Source organism: Methanoregula sp. (genome assembly GCF_049510175.1).
GTDB lineage: Archaea > Halobacteriota > Methanomicrobia > Methanomicrobiales > Methanospirillaceae > Methanoregula.
The window spans coordinates 394,236-412,840 of record NZ_JBEKZF010000002.1; the positions used below are offsets into that span (position 1 = coordinate 394,236).

22 protein-coding genes are annotated in these 18,605 nt (G+C 53.7%); 12 read left to right on the top strand and 10 right to left on the bottom strand.

Annotation, left to right across the window (positions count from 1 at the left end; all coding sequences use genetic code 11):
* Window positions 1-128 precede the first annotated feature (128 nt).
* Together ABSG49_RS05110 and ABSG49_RS05115 are read left to right on the top strand one after the other, a co-directional pair.
* A complete protein-coding gene (locus ABSG49_RS05110) occupies window positions 129-1,010 on the top strand; it encodes a VIT1/CCC1 transporter family protein (protein WP_424025026.1) in 882 nt (293 codons plus the stop codon).
* Between the two features lie 100 nt (window positions 1,011-1,110).
* Window positions 1,111-1,242, top strand: a complete 132-nt coding sequence (locus ABSG49_RS05115; protein ID WP_424025027.1) for a hypothetical protein — start codon at window positions 1,111-1,113, stop codon at window positions 1,240-1,242.
* 86 nt (window positions 1,243-1,328) lie between these two features.
* Here ABSG49_RS05115 and ABSG49_RS05120 read toward each other — a convergent pair whose 3' ends face one another.
* A complete protein-coding gene (locus ABSG49_RS05120) occupies window positions 1,329-3,251 on the bottom strand; it encodes an agmatine deiminase family protein (RefSeq protein ID WP_424025028.1) in 1,923 nt (640 codons plus the stop codon).
* 272 nt (window positions 3,252-3,523) lie between these two features.
* On the opposite strand from ABSG49_RS05120, the gene ABSG49_RS05125 reads away from it, so the two are divergent.
* Together ABSG49_RS05125 and ABSG49_RS05130 are read left to right on the top strand one after the other, a co-directional pair.
* A complete protein-coding gene (locus ABSG49_RS05125) occupies window positions 3,524-3,970 on the top strand; it encodes a DUF2178 domain-containing protein (protein ID WP_424025029.1) in 447 nt (148 codons plus the stop codon).
* The gene (locus ABSG49_RS05130; RefSeq protein WP_424025030.1) at window positions 3,960-4,178 is read left to right on the top strand and encodes a helix-turn-helix transcriptional regulator; all 219 of its coding nucleotides are present in this window, start codon (window positions 3,960-3,962) and stop codon (window positions 4,176-4,178) included. The genes ABSG49_RS05125 and ABSG49_RS05130 overlap by 11 nt, the downstream gene beginning before the upstream one ends.
* A gap of 250 nt (window positions 4,179-4,428) precedes the next feature.
* Here the strand turns inward: ABSG49_RS05130 and ABSG49_RS05135 are convergent, their stop codons facing one another.
* Together ABSG49_RS05135 and ABSG49_RS05140 are read right to left on the bottom strand one after the other, a co-directional pair.
* The gene (locus ABSG49_RS05135) at window positions 4,429-5,724 is read right to left on the bottom strand and encodes a PKD domain-containing protein (protein WP_424025031.1); all 1,296 of its coding nucleotides are present in this window, start codon (window positions 5,722-5,724) and stop codon (window positions 4,429-4,431) included.
* Between the two features lie 30 nt (window positions 5,725-5,754).
* Window positions 5,755-6,279, bottom strand: coding sequence for a hypothetical protein (locus ABSG49_RS05140; protein WP_424025032.1), 525 nt, complete (start codon window positions 6,277-6,279; stop codon window positions 5,755-5,757).
* A 696-nt stretch (window positions 6,280-6,975) separates the two neighbouring features.
* On the opposite strand from ABSG49_RS05140, the gene ABSG49_RS05145 reads away from it, so the two are divergent.
* From ABSG49_RS05145 to ABSG49_RS05160, 4 genes are all read left to right on the top strand, one after another.
* Window positions 6,976-7,668, top strand: coding sequence for a hypothetical protein (locus tag ABSG49_RS05145; RefSeq protein ID WP_424025033.1), 693 nt, complete (start codon window positions 6,976-6,978; stop codon window positions 7,666-7,668).
* A gap of 293 nt (window positions 7,669-7,961) precedes the next feature.
* Window positions 7,962-9,284, top strand: coding sequence for a COG1361 family protein (locus tag ABSG49_RS05150; RefSeq protein ID WP_424025034.1), 1,323 nt, complete (start codon window positions 7,962-7,964; stop codon window positions 9,282-9,284).
* A 12-nt stretch (window positions 9,285-9,296) separates the two neighbouring features.
* The gene (locus ABSG49_RS05155; RefSeq protein WP_424025035.1) at window positions 9,297-9,977 is read left to right on the top strand and encodes an ABC transporter ATP-binding protein; all 681 of its coding nucleotides are present in this window, start codon (window positions 9,297-9,299) and stop codon (window positions 9,975-9,977) included.
* Window positions 9,974-11,161: an ABC transporter permease gene (locus ABSG49_RS05160; RefSeq protein ID WP_424025036.1), complete on the top strand. Its 1,188-nt coding sequence runs from the start codon at window positions 9,974-9,976 to the stop codon at window positions 11,159-11,161. The genes ABSG49_RS05155 and ABSG49_RS05160 overlap by 4 nt, the downstream gene beginning before the upstream one ends.
* Window positions 11,162-11,214: 53 nt before the next feature.
* Here ABSG49_RS05160 and ABSG49_RS05165 read toward each other — a convergent pair whose 3' ends face one another.
* Together ABSG49_RS05165 and ABSG49_RS05170 are read right to left on the bottom strand one after the other, a co-directional pair.
* Window positions 11,215-11,454: a GNAT family N-acetyltransferase gene (locus ABSG49_RS05165; protein WP_424025037.1), complete on the bottom strand. Its 240-nt coding sequence runs from the start codon at window positions 11,452-11,454 to the stop codon at window positions 11,215-11,217.
* Window positions 11,405-12,376, bottom strand: coding sequence for a class I SAM-dependent methyltransferase (locus ABSG49_RS05170; RefSeq protein ID WP_424025038.1), 972 nt, complete (start codon window positions 12,374-12,376; stop codon window positions 11,405-11,407). Before ABSG49_RS05170 ends, ABSG49_RS05165 begins: the two co-directional genes overlap by 50 nt.
* A gap of 174 nt (window positions 12,377-12,550) precedes the next feature.
* Between ABSG49_RS05170 and ABSG49_RS05175 the strand changes: the two genes are divergently transcribed.
* From ABSG49_RS05175 to ABSG49_RS05190, 4 genes are all read left to right on the top strand, one after another.
* Window positions 12,551-13,339: a DUF4013 domain-containing protein gene (locus ABSG49_RS05175; protein ID WP_424025039.1), complete on the top strand. Its 789-nt coding sequence runs from the start codon at window positions 12,551-12,553 to the stop codon at window positions 13,337-13,339.
* Between the two features lie 18 nt (window positions 13,340-13,357).
* Entirely contained in the window at window positions 13,358-13,684 is a 327-nt protein-coding gene (locus ABSG49_RS05180) for a pirin-like C-terminal cupin domain-containing protein (protein ID WP_424025040.1), read from the top strand.
* Window positions 13,685-13,718: 34 nt separating this feature from the next.
* Complete coding sequence (locus ABSG49_RS05185; RefSeq protein WP_424025041.1) at window positions 13,719-14,315, top strand: FkbM family methyltransferase; 597 nt, start codon at window positions 13,719-13,721, stop codon at window positions 14,313-14,315.
* A 121-nt stretch (window positions 14,316-14,436) separates the two neighbouring features.
* Window positions 14,437-15,102 carry a nitroreductase family protein gene (locus ABSG49_RS05190; RefSeq protein WP_424025042.1) on the top strand — a complete coding sequence of 222 codons (666 nt, stop codon included), beginning with the start codon at window positions 14,437-14,439 and terminating at the stop codon, window positions 15,100-15,102.
* Between the two features lie 50 nt (window positions 15,103-15,152).
* On the opposite strand, the gene ABSG49_RS05195 is transcribed toward ABSG49_RS05190, so the two are convergent.
* The 5 genes from ABSG49_RS05195 to ABSG49_RS05215 form a co-directional block, all read right to left on the bottom strand.
* Window positions 15,153-15,356 (bottom strand): hypothetical protein, encoded by a 204-nt coding sequence (locus ABSG49_RS05195; RefSeq protein ID WP_424025043.1) that lies wholly within the window; start codon window positions 15,354-15,356, stop codon window positions 15,153-15,155.
* A gap of 104 nt (window positions 15,357-15,460) precedes the next feature.
* On the bottom strand, window positions 15,461-16,426 hold the full coding sequence (locus ABSG49_RS05200) for a PEGA domain-containing protein (protein ID WP_424025044.1): 966 nt from the start codon (window positions 16,424-16,426) through the stop codon (window positions 15,461-15,463).
* 137 nt (window positions 16,427-16,563) lie between these two features.
* Complete coding sequence (locus tag ABSG49_RS05205; protein WP_424025045.1) at window positions 16,564-16,851, bottom strand: hypothetical protein; 288 nt, start codon at window positions 16,849-16,851, stop codon at window positions 16,564-16,566.
* Window positions 16,852-17,150: 299 nt separating this feature from the next.
* The gene (locus ABSG49_RS05210) at window positions 17,151-17,813 is read right to left on the bottom strand and encodes a metal-dependent hydrolase (RefSeq protein WP_424025046.1); all 663 of its coding nucleotides are present in this window, start codon (window positions 17,811-17,813) and stop codon (window positions 17,151-17,153) included.
* A gap of 121 nt (window positions 17,814-17,934) precedes the next feature.
* The gene (locus ABSG49_RS05215) at window positions 17,935-18,543 is read right to left on the bottom strand and encodes a response regulator receiver protein (RefSeq protein ID WP_424025047.1); all 609 of its coding nucleotides are present in this window, start codon (window positions 18,541-18,543) and stop codon (window positions 17,935-17,937) included.
* Window positions 18,544-18,605 lie beyond the last annotated feature (62 nt).

An 18,605-nucleotide genomic window follows, 5' to 3' on the forward strand; every position in this document is an offset into this window, starting at 1 on the left:
GCTGACGGAGAAATCCCTTTTCGGGCACCGCAGGTTCCTGCAATGCCGGAACCCAATCCTTAAAAACATCCCGGCAGATCTCAGAACCATCATGAAACACGTGATCTTTTCGGGAACGGAGCAATTCTATGGCGCAGGTATCGGTTGATCCGCACATTATGAAGGTCATGCTCTCATCGCAGAGGGCCGAGATCACGGAGCACCATATCTATACAAGACTCGCTTCCGTAACCCAGGATCCCCATAACCGGAGCGCTCTGGAACGGATCGGAACAGAGGAGTTGGAACACTACCGTACCTGGAAACAGTATACCCGGAGGGATGTGGCGCCGGATAACCTCAGACTCTTGTTTTATTACCTTGCCGCCCGGCTGCTCGGCATTACGTTTACCCTCAAGATGATGGAGGGCGTGGAACGGCGGGCACAGGCGCCGGATCCGTTGCTCATCGCTGCAATCCCGGAGATTCCGGCAATACTTGCCCGGGAGGACGAGCACGAACGGGAACTCATCGCCCTGATCGATGAGGAACGGCTGCGGTACATGGGCTCTGTTGTGCTGGGACTCAACGACGCCATCGTCGAATTTACCGGTATGCTGGCCGGGCTTACCTTCGCCCTCCAGAACTCCCGGATCATCGCGGTTGCGGCCCTGATCACCGGTGTTGCAGCGGCCCTTTCGATGGGATCTTCTGAATATCTCTCCCAGAAATCCGAGCCCACGGCACCTGATCCCATCCGGGCTGCATTCTACACCGGTTTTGCCTATATGATCGTCGTCGTCCTGCTCGTCTCCCCGTATCTCCTTCTCCCGAGCCCCTATTATGCCCTTGTGTTTACGCTGCTTGGTGCAGTCGCCGTGATCTTCTTTTTCACGTATTACATCTCGGTGGCAAAGGATCTCCCCTTCCGTTCGCGTTTTGTGGAGATGCTCGCCATCAGTTTTGGGATCGCCGCGATCTCCTTTGTCATCGGTCTTGCGATACGGGTTTTCCTCAATGTCAGTGTCTGAAGCGGGGAAGGGCAATTACCCTTTTTACGGGGCCGGTCCTGCCCGCTGCCCCTGCATACTATAACAAATACTATTACCGGGCATCGGCAACGCTTTGGCGATGAATGCCGCACCGCCTGGCTTCCACGCTGTACAGGAAATCATTTCAGGACTTCTTGAGGATATCCGGCAGTTCTGCGGCACTGCCCCGCAGTCGGATGATATCACCCTTGTTGTGATTCGCGTGATCTGAAGAGATTCGCGGCATGCGGTTTTTCCCGGTGAAGAAGTCCAGGTTGTGTACGGGTTCGGGTGGTTATTCGGGTGAACTTCTCTTTTTTATAAGCCGGGCTGCTGCTGGGTTGCACAATGGAATGTGCCAAAACCCTCGATCATGGCGTGCGCATTGATCCCGATGATATTGCGGTCTGGGAACTGATCCTGGAGAATCTGCAGTGCCACGGTGTCGTGAGGGTCCTTGAAGACCGGGACAATCACGACCTTATTCCCGATATAGAAATTCGTATAACTCGCAGGATAGCGCTGATCAGCATCTTCGACTTTTCCCGGCATTGGCAGTTTAACGACGGTAAGGGGCCTGCCGTCCTGGTCGCTCGACTGGCGGAGAATCTCGTAATTGTCGTGAAGGGTAGGATAATTTGCATCTGAGATATCATCCTCGTACGCACATACCACGGTTGACGGGCCAACGAACCGGGCAATATCATCGACATGCCCGTCCGTGTCATCGCCGACGATCCCCTCGTTGAGCCAGATCACGTTCTCGACTCCCAGGTACTCCCGGAGTCGGTCTTCGATCTCATCTGCGGAGAGGGTGGGGTTGCGGTTGGCGTTAAGGAGGCAGGCCCGGGTCGTCAGAACGGTCCCCCGGCCATTCGTGTCAATCGATCCGCCTTCCAGAACGATCCCGGGTTCGAAGAGCGGCAGGTTGAGCCTCCGGTTCATCATCAGCGGGATCTTCCCGTCCTGCACCTGGTCGTCGTATTTGCCGCCCCAGGCATTGAAGTTCCAGCGCACCATCGCGATTTTCTTAAGGGCACGGTTGACAACAAATGTCGGGCCGTAGTCACGGATCCAGATATCGGAATAGTCGTTTGTGTGAAGCGTCACCCGTTCAAGGTCGATACCCATATCCCGAAGCGTGCCTCTCACTTTCCGGTAGATCACCGCCGTCGGCACAAACACTTCGACCCGCTCCGATGTGTGGGTATGTTTAATGAATTCGTAGCAGGCCTGTTCCACACCGGGGATATCCGGGAATGTCCGGGCGTTGTGGGGCCACGAGATCCAGACCGCCTCATGCGGCTCCCATTCAGCCGGCATGTGGAACCCCCGGTTGCGGGGAGTATCACCGTTACGCAAGGCCGGGGATGCCCCATCTGTGCCCGGGAACGGCACCACGATCCGCTGATACGTCTCCGGGCGCCGGTTGCGGAAGAATCCCCATGAATTCTGCACCTCCGCATTCATTGCAGGATCGACCGGGACGATCAGGGTCTCTTCCCCATCCCCCGCCCGGGCTATGACCTTTCCGAAGGCATCCGCGACAAATGAACCCCCGAAGAACTGTATCCTCCCTTCAATCCCGACCCGGTTCACTGCCACGATATGGACACTGTTTGCCACGGCATGGCTCCGCTGGATCAGTTCCCATGCATCCTGCCAGTTGCCTTCCGTTGGCTCACGGGGCCCGGGGTGCCCGATAGCCGTTGGATAGAAGATGATGTCTGCTCCTTCCAGCGCAACACACCGGGCTGCTTCCGGGAACCACTGGTCAAAACAGATGAGGACGGCGATCCGCCCGAAGCGTGTGGGAAAAACCCGGTACGTGTTGCCGGGATAGAAATAGCCTTTTTCGAAGAAGCTAGGGTCCTGAGGAATATGGACTTTCCGGTACGGCTCGGAGACACTTCCATCCGCATCGATGACCACGGCTGCGTTGCAGAACCTGCCGTCAGCGGTTTTCTCGAAGACCGGGACGATGATGACGACCTGGTGTTCGCGGGCGATCGCAGAGAAAATGCCGGTGGATCGCCCCGGGATGGTCTCGGCAAACGACGATACATCTGTACCGGGATGCTGCGGGAAGTAACGCGTAGAGTAGAGTTCCGGGAGGCAGATGATCTTTGCACCTGCCCGTGCCGCCTCCACAACCTTCCGACGGGCATTTTCGATATTTTTATCCGTGTCGGAGGCCATCGCAATCTGGATGAGCCCGACCGTTACGTCTCCCAGTTTCATACACCTTGTGGTATACGGATTTTTCTTTATGGGATATCAGGATATCCATATATTGCCTATTTTCCTGCTGATGGTTGCAGGGACCTGTCTTGCCTCCCTTACCATCAGGTTCGATCTCCCTTTTATCTGCCTGTTGTCAAACAAAAAGACCTCCCGGAAAATCTGATGTGAGATTTTCCGTAACCGGAATTCCTGGAGATCCCAGGTAAACCAATCGAATGGCAGTCACATTTATAATACTTAATGTTAAATTTCAATAACAAAGGGAACGTATGAAAAAGAACACGTTTTATCTTTTTATCGGGTGCATTGCCGTTGCGTTGCTCACAATTTTCTGGTATTCCGTTGAGATCCACAATCCCCTTTTCATCGAGCTCGCTTTTATTATCGGGATCGTGATCACCTATTATGCCCGGAAAAAGGTTACCGACCTCATTGAGGATGAACGCAGTGCGAAGATCACCGAACAGGCGATGCTGCGGACGTTCCAGGTCTTCTGGGTCGCATTCTGCGCGGTTTCGATCGGGGCCGTTATGGATCTCCTGTATCTGCCGGAATTTTCCCGGGAACGTTTCCTGGGACGCCCCCCGGGGCTCATCTCCCCGCGGATGATGGGGTATTTCCAGCTCGGCCTTCTCTGCCTGATGATCTTCCTGTATGTCGGGTTCAGGATATATTACGCCCGAAAATATGGGGACTGGGAGACCGATGAAGAATAAGATCAAGGTTTTCAGGGCCATGCATGATCTCACGCAGGAGGATCTCGCAGAGGCAATCGGCGTCACGCGACAGACGATCCTCGCCATCGAGAAGGGAAAATATGTACCTTCCCTTGATCTGGCATTCAGGATCTCGCGTCACTTCCACGTGAACATCGAAGAAGTGTTCACGTATGATGAAGAGCCCATGACGATCGATAGGGATTAAGCGTTTTTCCCGCAAGGGAAAAACCCCGGGCACTTTTCTGCTGTCATCCCCCACCGGCCCCGGGTAAACAGATGGATTTCTTATACCGATCCTCCCAAAAAAACAGACTGGTCCCTGAGATCGCGTGAATGAGAAACACGATTCGGTGATTTTTGGCGACCAGAAAAGATGCGGTGTGCCGGATAAATCCTCCCGTTTCCCGCCGTTTCCGGTATTCAAGTGAGCTGCCAAAGTTTAGAAAATTAGGGGATTATATCCACGAAAATAGCGATTCGAAAAAACCAACGATCGATGATACAATATCGGTCTGCTGAGGGGTAGCCGTGGTTTCAGCATCCATTGCTGCCATCTTCTGGTTCTCCTCTGTCAGCCAGGCGTCGGTGCTTGTAGCAGATTTCCCACTGGAAGCAGGACTGCTTACTGAAACCTGTTGCGCCGGGACCGGTACTACATACGTGCTGACTGGAGCCGGTGTATCACTATCAGTAGACGTGACTTCGGTTGTCACGGTTGTTGTGACGTCTGTTGCCGCGGAGACCTTGATGTAATCCGATTGTACGGAGGTATTGCTGCCTGCAGTATTTGAGGCGATAAGGGAGACGCTGTACGTGCCCTCACTGCTGTAGGTATGGGAGGGGTTCTCATCCGAACCTGTTGTTCCGTCCCCGAAATCCCAGGTCCAGGATGTAGGGGTACCGCTCGAAGTATCAGTGAACCCGACGATCAGCGGGGCCGTTCCGGTGGTAGGACTCGCGGAAAAACCTGTGACCGGTACCGTATCCCCGACAACGATGTATCCGGTCTGGGTTGTTACGTTGCTGCCGGCCGCGTTCGTTGCTATCAGTTGGACGTCGTATGTTCCGTTACTTACGTACGTATAACTGGGATCTTCCAGGGTGCTGGTATTGCCATCCCCGAAATCCCAGGTCCAGTTTGCCGGGGACCCGGTAGATGTGTCCGTGAACTGCACGGTCAGGGGCACAGTTCCGGATGTCGGGGTACCGTAAAAGGCAGGTACCGGGACGGTCGTTGCTGTAACCGTTGCTGCGGCGCTGCTTACCGTGATCGAATTGGTTGTAACACTACTCCCCGCTGAATTTATCGCCGTGAGGGTCACTGTATATGTCCCGGCATTCGCGTAGGTGTATGAAGGGTTCTGTAACGTGGAGTTGCCCATCCCATCGCCAAACGACCAGATCCATCCGGTCGGTGTGTTGGTGGATGCATCGGTAAACTGCACGATAAGAGGTGCGGTGCCCGATGCCGGGCTCGCTGAAAAAGCGGCAACCGGGGCCACGGCCGCCACTGCGGTAGTCGGGACTGTTGTTGGCGATGTTGTTGCAACCGTGGTCACGGTCGTGGTTGCGGCAGTGGTCGCAGTGACTGCCGTTGTTGCCGTGGCGGTTGGTGTAACTGTACCAGTCGGTGTTGCTGTAGCGTTTGGTGCAGCTGTCACTGTTGTATTATCCGCGGCGGCAGGTGCAATGACGATGCCGAGGATCACGATAGTAAGGCAGAAAACCAAAAAAAAGGTGTCGGTGTTCATACCCTCCGCCTCCAAGGATATACCTGTGTCTCACTGCCCGGTTGGATTCCTGCCGTTCGTGGCATTATAGCCACCCCGCTGCCAGGTACCATTCCCCGGTCCACCGGCATGCATCCCGAGTGCTCCCGTCAGCTGATCCTGCGTAACACCGAGCTGTTCTGCTGCGGTCGTGAGGTTGACCCGTCCCTGGGCTGGAGGGGTCAGGGCATTTTTAAGATCGCTTTCTGATACCCCGAGAGTCTGTGCTGCCGCCGCAAGGCGGGTTTCGTTTGTCAGGAAATTTCCGCCGGCGTGCTGACTGTTCGAATATGTTCCTGACGGTGAAATACCGGTACCCTGCTGGACAGTACCTGCTGGTGCCACGGAGCCGGCACCCTCAGCGGGTGCGCTGTTTCCGGATCCACTTGCCGGGGTCGAAACGGCTGCCGGCTGATCGGAATTGCCGGTAGAGTTTTGGACACACCCTGCCACAACAAGGCTCATGACAAGAAATATCGATGCAAGGATGCCAATGCAGCTACATTTTTTAAGATACTCTGGTTTCTGGATCTTCATGGTTCATCACATTCACTAAGGGGAACCGGTCCGGATACAAGGCTTCCGGATTTTCCCGGCAGCCCGGTCTTTCAGGATCGCTTCTTTGTAAAGTATATATTACATTTTGTAATATAAACATTTCCCTTGATACAATACACGGTACAATTTGTAAAATGTTCGATGGAACCAAAATACCTGTCGGCAGATGCATGCGTGTTGAGGCCTGAACCCTAGGGGAGTATTCACCGGTGCCTGGCGAGCGATGGCCGTGGTTTCGCTGGACTTCCGGATATGTTTTGTAATGTCAGGGAGAAGAAGTACGGCTTAACCATGTTTGATTTTTTTGGTGTTTTTCTTGAATTAAATATGTTGACAGCAGGGTGAGAATGTCACGTTGTGTGTACATGCGATGGCAGCATAACGTGATCAATAATGGAAGGATGGAGTGAACGTATGGAGAGTGATCCTTTTTTCGGGGAGTCTAAAATTATAGGTATTATTAACTGCCTATGCGGTTGTTCTGATATACCTCGTAAAAAAATTGGGAATTGTCAATGCAGGAAGCTCGCGGGAATATCCAGCATTCTTTGAAATGGGTAACCTGAACTGGAAAAAACAAAAAGTTTATATTACAAAATGTTAAATATACTTTACATGACAGGCACGGAACCTCGTGCATGCCACCATACCAACAACTTACAGGAGAACGCCAATATGAAAACGCCCAGAATGTATTACGGTGCTCTTGCCGTGTTCTGCGTTATTGCACTCTGCATCGGCTATGCCAGTGCGGCAGATATTACGCAGGCCACCCACACCAGCACTCATGGAAAGGGCATCGTGCACCCAGCATTTGATCTGATTAATACAACTGTCCAGCAGGAGGTCCTGGCCCGGTATGCGAAACAGGGAGTTGATACAACCGGACTTGCAGCAGCATTCCAGTCAGGTAATATGACAGACGTGAAATCCTGGATGGAAGCACACCGCCCGGCAGCTCTGGGAGGTGCGAAGGGATCGTTTGGGAAAGTTCCCGATTATACCAATACAACGGTCCAGCAGGAGGTCCTGGCCCGGTATGCGAAACAGGGAGTTGATACAACCGGACTTGCAGCAGCATTCCAGTCAGGTAATATGACAGACATGAAATCCTGGATGGAAGCACACCGCCCGGCAGCGCCGGGAGGTGCGAAGGGATCGTTTGGGAAAGTTCCCGATTATACCAATACAACGGTCCAGCAGAAGGTCCTGGACCGGCTTGATAAGCAGGGTGTGGATACCAGTGCACTCAAGGCAGTATTCCAGAATGGCGATACAGCCGCAGTGAAGTCCTGGTTTGAAGCGTACTTTGCATCTCACACCCGCACTGCTCAGGGCCATGGTGGAAGAGCAAAAGCCTCCTCATAAGGCGAAACTTTTCAGATACCCTCCCTGGTAATTACCAAAAATCTTTTTTATTTGCGATTTCAGGAAATATTAACATGCCGGAACCTGAGTATTATTATTCATTCGCACGCGCGTTCAAGCCGGAAGGAATGAACATTGGCAGAATTGCCACTTCCCTCAACGTACCTGAAGAAAAAGTATTTAATTAACAAAATGTAAAATATACATTACAATTTGAGAGTGCAAAGCGGCTTGGTACCATCATACCAGACGTCAAACGCCACACAACCTCATACATTAAAGAAGGAGAATCTATGAAGAGACTATGGATTATTCTGGGCATCTTATTTGTGCTCATATGTATTGCGCCCGCTGGTGCAGCGATAAATACCGTTGCTGCAACCAACCCGCTGGATGCCGCTCGGCTTGTTTATGTTTCCGGCTATGAACTCAATCCCAGTGTTTTTTATCCGTATGAGACCGGGACAATTACCGTCGATGTAACCAATGCAGCGAATGCATCTGTCCCAGTGGCCATGCCAACCCTTTTGGATCCCAAGGTCTATGTTCTGAATAAGGATACATTCAACACCAAGACTGTCATCGGTCCCGGTGCCACAGTATCATATTCTTTTATGGTATCTGTTGACGCCACTGATGGAACCTATTACCCGCTTTTCACGGTGTCTCCCGATATTTACGGTGAAGAAAATGCCGTTCATTCCACGCTGACTCTCAAGGTCGATTCGACCGATGTCCGGTCCAGTATCTCCAAAAAACCTGACACGTTTTCCATCTCTAAAAAGGATACCGTGAATGTGAGCGTTGTCAACCCACGGGAAGGTGACATTACGGATGTTTTAATCGTGGCATCCGGCAATGGCAGTGAAATAGCTCCGTCAGAGAAGTATGTAGGATCCATCGCTGCCGGTGATTCGGTGGAAGTCCCGTTCGATATAACGCCGCACCAGCAGTCTGATGTGACCTTCAATGTCAGTTTCCGTAATGGTGATAACGAACATGCAACGAGTGTAGTCCTGCCGCTGAATATCGGTGAGGACAAGTCTGCGGCAGTTCCGGTCATTAATAACGTTGCCCTGGTCAGCAGCAGCGGGTCCTATACGATGACCGGCGATGTGACGAATGCGGGCGTTACCGATGCAACCGGCATGATCCTGAGTGTCGGTGCACCCGCTCATGCCGTTGAGCCGTATTCGAGTTATGCTATCGGGGCCCTCGCCTCCAATGACTTCTCGAGTTTCACCCTTACCTTTACGGCGAGCGATCTTTCGGCAGTCCCGGTTATCATCCAGTGGAAGGATTCTGTAGGGAACACATTCACGACAACAAAGACCCTTGACCTCCAGTCATTGTCAGGATCCGGGAGCGGCAGTTCGCGGTCTGGCAGTTCCGGGGGAAGTTCCAGCGGGACCGGCAGTACGACAACCAGCAGTGCATCCTCCAGGGCCGGCGCAGGAGGTCCGGGAGGCGGCGGCGGTCTCTTCAGTTTCGGCGGCAGCCGTGGCGGCGGCCTGAGTGCATTCTATCCCCTCATTGCTGGGGCGGGCATCCTCATCATCGCAATCATCCTCTGGATGAAGAGGAAATGGATCAAGGCAAAATTCAGGAAACAGTAACGGAGCAGTTCCATGGGTACTCCTCCCCTGATACAGCTCGTGGACGTGTCGAAGATCTACCACCTGGAGAGCGGTGACTTTACCGCACTCGACCACGTCTCGCTCGAAATCGGGGAAAATGATTTCGTCGCGATCATGGGCCCGTCCGGTTCCGGGAAGTCCACGATAATGAACCAGCTGGGTATCCTGGATGTTCCCACCACCGGGCGGCTCCTCATCGAAGGAAAGGATGTGGCCAAGATGTCGAACCTCGAACGGACCCATTTACGTCGTGACAGCATCGGGTACATCTTCCAGAAATTCTACCTGATCCCCCTCCTCTCGGCCTACGAGAATGTCGAGTACCCGCTCATCCTGAAGTACAAGAAGAGGGATACGAGCGGCAGGGCCGCGGAGATGCTCCATGCCGTCGGGATCGAGCATGACATGGGTGCCCACCGGCCCAACCAGCTCTCGGGCGGGCAGCAGCAGCGGGTCGCAATTGCACGTGCGCTGGTCAACGATCCGAAGATCCTTCTCTGCGATGAACCAACAGGTAACCTTGACCGGAAGACCGGCCTCCAGATCATGGATATCCTCTGTGACCTGAACCGGAAAGGAAAGACGGTTATCATCGTGACCCACGACCCGAAGATTGCTGAATACGCACACAGCACGATAAACCTAGAAGATGGCAGGGTCGTGGAATCATGAGCGACATCTTCTTTGAGCTCTCCGTGCGCAGCGTGCGGCTGAATTTCCTGCGCTCGCTCCTTGCCTCGATCGGGATTGTCATCGGTGTAGTAGCAATCTCATCCATGGGCATGCTCGGTACCAACATGCAGCTCTCGGTCAAGGACCAGCTCTCGTCCAACGTAAACACCGTCATCCTTACCTCTGACGTGGTGAAGGTGAGCACTACCGGGGGTTCCGCCCAGAACGGGATTGACAAGAGCGAGCTCAACGATATCAAGTCATCGGCAGGGCAGAACGTAGTGATACCGATCCACCGGTCCAGCACGCAGTTTACGATCGGCAGCACGAACGGCCGGGGTTCGATCTATGGCCTGGACCCGAACGATATCCAGAAATTCATGACCATCGACCAGGGGACCAATATCAAGGGAGGGAACGATGCGCTGGTCGGGGCAACGATCGCGAGCAATTTCAATATCGGTGTCGGCAGCAGCATCAAGATCGGGCAGAACTGTCAATCGATCGTCCGGCCGGTAGTCCGGGTCGCGGGTGTCCTGACGGCACGGGGGATTACTTCCGATAACGTCAATGCGGACAATGCGATCATCGTCTCGGACCAGTGGTATACCGATCATTTCGGTGACAAGGATGTGTACGACCAGGTCAATGTTGTCCTGCAGGACGTGAGTACTATCAACCAGACCGAGAACAACATTGACCGGAAGGTCAACCGGAACACCAATGTGATCCGTATCAGCGATGCGAGTTCCCGTCTCGGCACGATTACAAGCACCCTCGGGACCATTACGACGTTTATTATGGCGATTGGCGGCATCTCGCTCGTTGTCGCTGCGGTCAGCATCTTCAACGTGATGATGATGTCAGTCAAGGAAAGGATTCAGGAGATCGGTATCCTCCTCTCTATCGGTACGGAAAAGGGCGAGGTCCGCAGGATGTTCCTCTACGAAGCCCTCATCCTCGGCCTGATCGGAGCGATTGTCGGTGGGATCATGAGTTTCATCATCGGGTATACCGTTGTCAATGCGATGATCGGCAGTACCACCTATTTCTTCCGCACGGAGAGCCTGATCTTCATCCCGTACGGGATGATCATCGGGGTCGTTGTCTGTGTTGTATCGGGATTATACCCGGCATGGATGGCATCGAACATGGACCCGATCGATGCACTGAGAAACGAGTGACGGTCAGCCAACTTTTTTTTATCGCTTATACACATACATAATTTTGTCCATCGTCACGCCGTTTTTCGTGACGGTGTTCCTGAGAACTGCTTCACGGATAGACCGCATTTCTCAAGCACCCTCATGGAAACAGGATTGTTCGAAAATATTCCTGCCTGGAGCCGGACAATATCAAATTGCCGGGAAGCGACAGGGACAAGCAAGCGCACGACATTGGTTGCGATTCTCCGGCCCCGGCAGGACTCAGGGAGCCAGTACCCGATCTCTGCCAATCTCCTGTGGACCTCCTCCATCGGGTGGATGCCAGCGGATCAGGGTTCGTGACCGTGGGGATCTACTCCCGGACCCGTCCTGCTGTGATGACGGGTGCATGATGCCCTTCGGCCTGCATTGCGGCAGAAAAGAGTACCCGGTTAAGCCTTTTTTTATGAGATCAAATACCCAGCGGCTTATACCCGGTGCCACGTTGCCGCAGGAGTTCTGGTAGGTGAGATCAAATCCTTTCCCGGCATAGTCCTCCACGAGTGCAGTTATCTCGTTACGGGCCCTGAAGGTGTAAAAATGGATCATGCCGTCCCTGGCCGTGAAAGGGGCGAGCACGTCAAGAATGGAGTCCATGCCGTAGGGTGTTGGTATGATGATCCGGTCAAACCGGGTATCCGGTAGCAGCCTTGTATCCTTTGCATTGCCGTTGATGGTCGTGATATTTTTCCGGACGTGATTCAGCGCAATATTCTCCTGAAGCCAGGTATACGCGTTGGGATTCTGTTCGATCGCAACGACCTGCGCTCCCCGTGCCGCTGCCGGGATGGCAAAAGGCCCGACACCGCAGAAGGGTACAAGAACGTGCTCTCCGGGTTCTACCTGGTTAGTGACCCGCATGCGCTCGTGGGCCATGTGGACATTGAAAAAGACCTTCGTAACATCGAAACAGTACTGGAAACCGAACTCACGGTACCGGGTGATGGTGGTGTCACCGATAAGGATTTCGTAGGATGCAGTCCTTGCCTCCGAGCTGACTTTGTGCACCTTGTTGAGGACGGTAGAGATATTCTTCCTGCTGGCGAGAATCGTTTCTGCGATGGTTTTTTTATAATCCTCAAGTCCACGTGGTATCGAGACGATGGCAATATTCCCGATCACATCGAAATGGCCGGAGAAACGTTCAAGGGCATCGTCCGGAATGGAACCCCTGAGGAGGTCTTTGAGTAGCATCGTTCAGAGAATATACGATAGATCCTCCCGGGACAAAAACACTGCTGGTTTTCTGCCACCGGAATTTTTTATAGCCCCTGTGTACCGGCATGCATGATACAACGTACCTTTTCTGATCCATAACAGAGATTTATTATAATTGAGAAATGAAATTTTCTGCACTACTGGTGAACAATGAATTTTGAAACTATTCTCAACAACTCCGTTAATTTCACCCGGGATACGCTGCCGGGGAAATGGACACGCTGGCTTGTACTGACCCTTCTTGGCCTGCCGGGAGCGCTCCTTCCTTTTGCCCTTGGTATCGGGAACATGACTGACAAGACCTCCTTCCACTGGGAACTGGTTCACTGGGACCAGGTGGCAGCACTGGCGATCCTGATGCTCCTTGCCTCCTTCTTCCTGTCCGGGTATATCGTCAGGATTTACCGGGGAGGTGCGACACCCCCGGTGTTCGACGCGTGGGGCGGGATGTTCCTTGACGGGATAAAAATGTGTGTTGTGTGGCTGATCTGGATGCTTCCGGCACTCATCCTCATGCTGGTCGCCTGCATCTCCCTTTTCGGCGCAACAGCTGCCGGAGGGCACTCTCCTGCAGGACTTGGTCTTCTTGGGCTGATGCTGATCCTGCTGCTTGCCGCCCTGATTATGGTGGTGGTGGCGGTCGTCCTCGGGACAATCGGTGCAATCCGGTTTGCCCGGACGGGCAGTGTCATGGAAGGTGTGAACTATCATGAGATCCTCGCCACGATCCGTCGGATCGGCTGGTGGGACTATATTATTGCCGGTATCGTCCTCATGGTGATCGCCCTCGTTTTCGCGATTGTTTCCGGGATCCTGGGGCTGGTACCGTTCATCGGCTGGGTCCTCGTTCTGATCATATCGCCTCTTATGACAGTACTGAGCGCACGCTTCCTCTCGCTGGTCTATGACACCGGTGTGCCCCCGGCACCTGCCGGTTAATCTTCTCTTTTCTGATCTATGGCCCCTTCGCGGGGACCTGACACCCATTTCACCCATCCGGTCAAGGGGGGATACACCGCTGTGGCATACATCATTGGCAGTGAGGGGGCATTCGATCCTGAAGAAGGGCACCACGTGTATAACCGGGATGCAGTCCTCTTCGGTAACGGTTCTTCCATATGGGCCAGATCGTTTGAAAAGGGCGTGCGCTTTCTCTTCCTGTCGGGAAAGCCGATCGGTGAACCGGTGGCGTGGAGAGGGCCCATCGTGATGAATACCCGCGAGGAGTTGCGCGAGGCCTTCCGGGAATACGAAGAAGGCACGTTTATCAAAAAGAAAGCATAATCCCCTCTCTGCTTGTCTGGATGGTGTTGGAATAATGTCCCCTCCCCGTTTTGTTACCCCCGATGATGTTACCTTTATCCGAACGGAGACACCGTACCGCCAGATCTATGATGTACGGGAATACTTCGCAGGGGATATACGGCCCGAAGACCGGGTCATTGATATCGGGGCTAATGTCGGGGCATTCTGCATTCGTGCCTCCCGGATGTCGTGCCACGTCACTGCCGTTGAACCGGTGACGACCGACCTCCTTGAGGAAAATATCCGCGCCAACAAGGCACCGGTTCGCATCATCAGGGCTGGACTGGGAAACGGGAAACCCTGCGCATGCAGCTGGGACGGCAGCACGGTCACCGTCGCGACATACACTCTCGCAGCGATCATCGATATGGCCGGGGGATGCGATTTCCTGAAATGCGACTGCGAAGGTGCCGAGTGGCTGATCCGGCCGGAAGAGCTCGGGGGTATCCGCAGGATTGAGATGGAACTGCACATCCCCCCTATCGGCGGCCGACCGAACCCGGCGCTTCTCGATTACATCGGGTGTCATTTTGATTTCAGCATCGCACGGACACCCAGTCATGACGTGATGGGAGTCATGGGCGTACTCCATGCAGAGCGCCGCGAATAACTGGGGATGACTTCGCCCGGACGCCCGCCAATGAATACACGCGTTGCAACCAGCCTCTCTCTGTTTTACCTCATGGATCATCTTGAAGAACCCGCTCCTCCAATGCAGTGCTGGAACAACCATGTGCACAGAAGTGTTCGAACAGAGAAATGTATGCCTCGACCAGATCCTTGCGGAGCGCCGTTCCCACCGTGTGTTCCGGCAGGAGTTTCCCGCGGAGGATGAAATCCGGCCTGTCCTCAACGCCGGCCTGCTTGCCCCCTTTGCTGCGGCAGCGGTAGGGAACTCAAAGGACTATTTCCGCAGGTTCTTCGTCATGAAACGCGGCTCTCAGAGCCTGAACGCTGCCATGCCCCTGGTGAAAGACCAGGTAATACGCATGGCGGAGGGCCTGGAGAAGGATATGGAGAAAAACCCCGCACTCCGGGCAAAAGCCGGTATGTTTGCACAGCGGCTTTCGATGATCCGGAAATCCGGTATCGTGCCCGGAGTCGGGACCGCCCCGTACTATATTGTGGCAGCCGAGCGGAAAGGGTTCCCTCCGGTGGAGCTCCAGTCACTTGCCCACTGCATGGAGAACATGTGGCTCAAGGCAACCGCTCTGGGTCTGGGGTTCCAGCTGGTCTCGGTTACTTCGCAGATGTCAACAGATCCTGCATTCTGTGCGATCCTCGGGATCCCACCCGGGACGTGGGAGCTGATGGGCTGTGCGATCGGGCATTCCGAAGACGAACTCTCCCCATCCATACGACCCCCGGTCGATGAAGTGACGCGGTGGCTGGAGTAACTTTTTTTTTTTTCACCGGAGATGCGGATCAGGTTTCACGAATCCCCTGTTCACATCAGCTCGTACCATACAAGACCGGCAATGCATGCAGCTGAAAAGAAGAGCACAAGACCACTTTTGATCATCTTTTCCTTATGTGTCATCAGAGACCACCGGTATCCCTGGCACTTTGCCGCATACCCGATCAACAGGCCGATCATGGTTCCGGCAAGGGTGCCTAGCGCGATGATCATAAGAATATCGAACAGATCCATGGTGTCTTCAATCCGGTTGCCCGTATTCGGATATAAATCCCTGTCTGTGCAGTGCCACAACCGGATATGCCGGAGGAACAGGACTTTTTAAAAGGGGATACCGGTCATCGTGACCGTGACCGGATGTGACCTACGGTTGCGGCGGCTGCACAGAGTGCCAGCAGGGTGACCTGCGTCAGCCCCGGTGTCTTCATCGGGAGTGCCGAAAAGGGGGATGATGGTGAAAGAACGACATTCACGGGAATGGCAGTGCCTGCGGTGATTTTCACCTGCTGAGTTGAGGGAGTATATCCGTCTTTGGTAATGGTGATCGTGTGGTTGCCCGGCGCGAGATCTGCCAGAGTGGCCGGAGAGAGACCGGCATCCCTGTTATCAAACATGACCCTCGCACCGGGCGGGGTGGTATTGATGATCAGCGAGCCGGTTTCCGCAGGGAGGGTCGCAGTGATCTCCTGGCGCTCACCGGATTGAAGATTCGTTGTTGCAGTGGAAGGGGAGAACCCGAATTTTGAGATATTGACGGTATAGGTTCCCGGATCGAGGTTGTCCAGCGTAAGCGGCGTTTTTCCACGGTACTGGCCGTTGACGACAATGGAAGCATTATTTGGTAGAGAACTGATGACAAGGGAGCCGGGCTGGGCCTGTGTCGTGATCGAGATCGTTGGACTGCTGAAAGTGACAGAGATGGTACCGTATTCAGCATTCTGCAGATTTGAACGGTCGTTCGGGCCGTTGACGACCCAGACCGTGTAGGTTCCTTCATCGAGGCGCCCGTTAATTGCGGAAGTGTGCCAGTTGTAACTCCAGCGGTCATCCTCCCCGGCTACCGATACGACCGTGAACCCCCCTTCGTCTGCACGTTTTGTTATATCGTTGAGGGCAACCCCGTTTACCGGGAGATTGGGCCCGGTCAGGAAGAGGTAGACCGAGGGGCTGCTCGGGGAATATCCAGAGAGCGGGATCGTATCGCCCATATATGCCTGGATACCAGCAGCTGAAGCAGTGCCGCTAAGGAGCAGGAAGGCGAGCAGGAGTATGATAATGACGATTGTTCTGTGGAAACGGGGCATACGTACTACACCTCTGTTATCATCCCGGATCCCTTTAATCCTTTCAGTTGCCTATGACCCAGGCCGGGAGAGATAAGATGACGGGAATCCGGCTACTTCTCTCTTGCCTGCCTGGTCTTGCTCCTGAAATAATCAACCTATACCTGGCGGGTCTCTTTCTGCATCATGCTGATCTTCAGGGAGAGCCAGAGAGCAACAATCACGAGCCCATAAGCAAGCGTCCTGATGATAATCAGGGGGATTGTCAGGGTATCTTTGAACCCCGCAAGGGTGGCCGCATGCGAGAGACCAAAGAGACCAAATGCCGCCCCGATAATGGCCGGCAGCATCTTGCCGCTCTTCCGGAAACAGAGATATCCGAGAATGACAATCGCTATGCACAATACCAGGTTGACAAACAGGATCGGATCCCATTCCAGTGCCATGATCTTTCCCTATTGAACTGGGGAAGACGGTTTTAAAAGAATTTCTGTCAGCGCTGGAACGCCGTGTGCCGGGACCAGAGCGGCTGCTCCCACGTATGGCCTCAATCAAAACAGACACAGATCCCGACGGTCTTCTTGTTGACCGTTTTGCAGTCAGTTCATTCGTTCTTCTTTGATCCACCTTTCGTACAGTTCGAATTGATTCTCCCGGGTCCGGAATGGTGGACAAAACAGTTGGCGCTGGTATCATTAAAACACGTTTATGATGACAGCGAAGAACCTGTGGGGGATAAAAAGGATCACGGGAGGAGCTCAAGGCTCTCGCCCGGCTGGAGCACCGTGACCTTGAGATCCGTGGTCCTTTCGACCGCTTTTTTCAGGACCTGCGGATCAGCAGCAATCCGATCCCATGTATTGTAATGGATCGGGATGATCGTCTTTGCACCGATGAAGTTTGCTGCCATCATTGCCTCGGTAACACCCATCGTGTACCTTCCCCCTATGGGGAGGAGTGCCACATCGGGATGGTAGAGTTCGCCGATCAGTTTCATATCGGAAAAAAGGGCAGTGTCCCCTGCATGGTATACCCTGATCCCGTCCATGCCGATGACAAAACCTGCCGCGGTGCCCCCGGAAAAACCCAGCCCTGCCTCTTCTATGGACGTTGAATGCACTCCGGTCGTCATGGTGAACGAGATGCCGTCAACCACCAGTGTGCCGCCGATATTCATGCTCTCGACCGGCACTCCCTTATTTTTCAGGTACTTTGCGATTTCGGAAATGGCAACAGTTTTTTTGGCCATCGATACGGCCTCACCCATATGGTCACTGTGTCCATGGGTGATGGCAACAATATCCGGGTTGGTGTCGGTGACACTGCCTCCTTCGATGAACGGGTCAACCAGTACTTTTTTTGTTCCGGAGAGGAGCACGCAGGAATGTCCGAGCCAGGTCAGTTGCATATATGCAGATCAGATTACTCCCGAATGAAATTTACCCTCCGGATGTTGAATGAAAAAAATGAATAAAAACGAGAGCGACCCCCCGGTAAAAAAAGGAGTTCCGGATCGGGGAACTGAACCCTTATGTCACATCGATCAATTCGGCTTCAGTGATATCGATCGAGTCACCGAGACTGTCAGCAGTGGCGCTCCGGGTCATCTGTTCGGAGAGATCCCGGTCTTCCATCACGTCGCGGATCCGGTCGATATAGGGATCGATGGTCGGGTCTTCCTGTTCTTCGATCACATGCCGGTATTCGCGGAGGGTCGAGGGGCTTACGCCGAGCTCCTCGGAAACTTCTTTCATCGTCTTGCCGGAATCGATCAGTTCCTCCATCTTCTCCTTGTCAAAGGGCATCTTGAAGTCAAGTTCCCGGAAGAGCTTGAGCCGTACCCGGGCCCGTGCCACCGTCTTGCTCAGTTTCTCGTCCCCAAGTTCGCGGGCAATCTCGGTGTCATTCTTTTCTGCATAGAATGACGTGACAAGCTTTGCAAGCTGGATCGGTCTTAATGAGGTCTTGAAGATTCCCTGTTCCGTGATCTCTCTCATGACGAGAGCGACCTCGCGTTCGATCGCGTCACTGTCTCTCAATGTGCCATGGATGTTTTTCATCGGTTCGACAATCTTGGTCTTGCCCGACATGGTACTGAAGAGTTTCAAAAGGTGTACCTTGCGTTTGTCTTCGGTCATTGCATACCCCGTATTGGGATTAGGATATACAATACTTCGTCTACTATTTAATGCTATCCTTA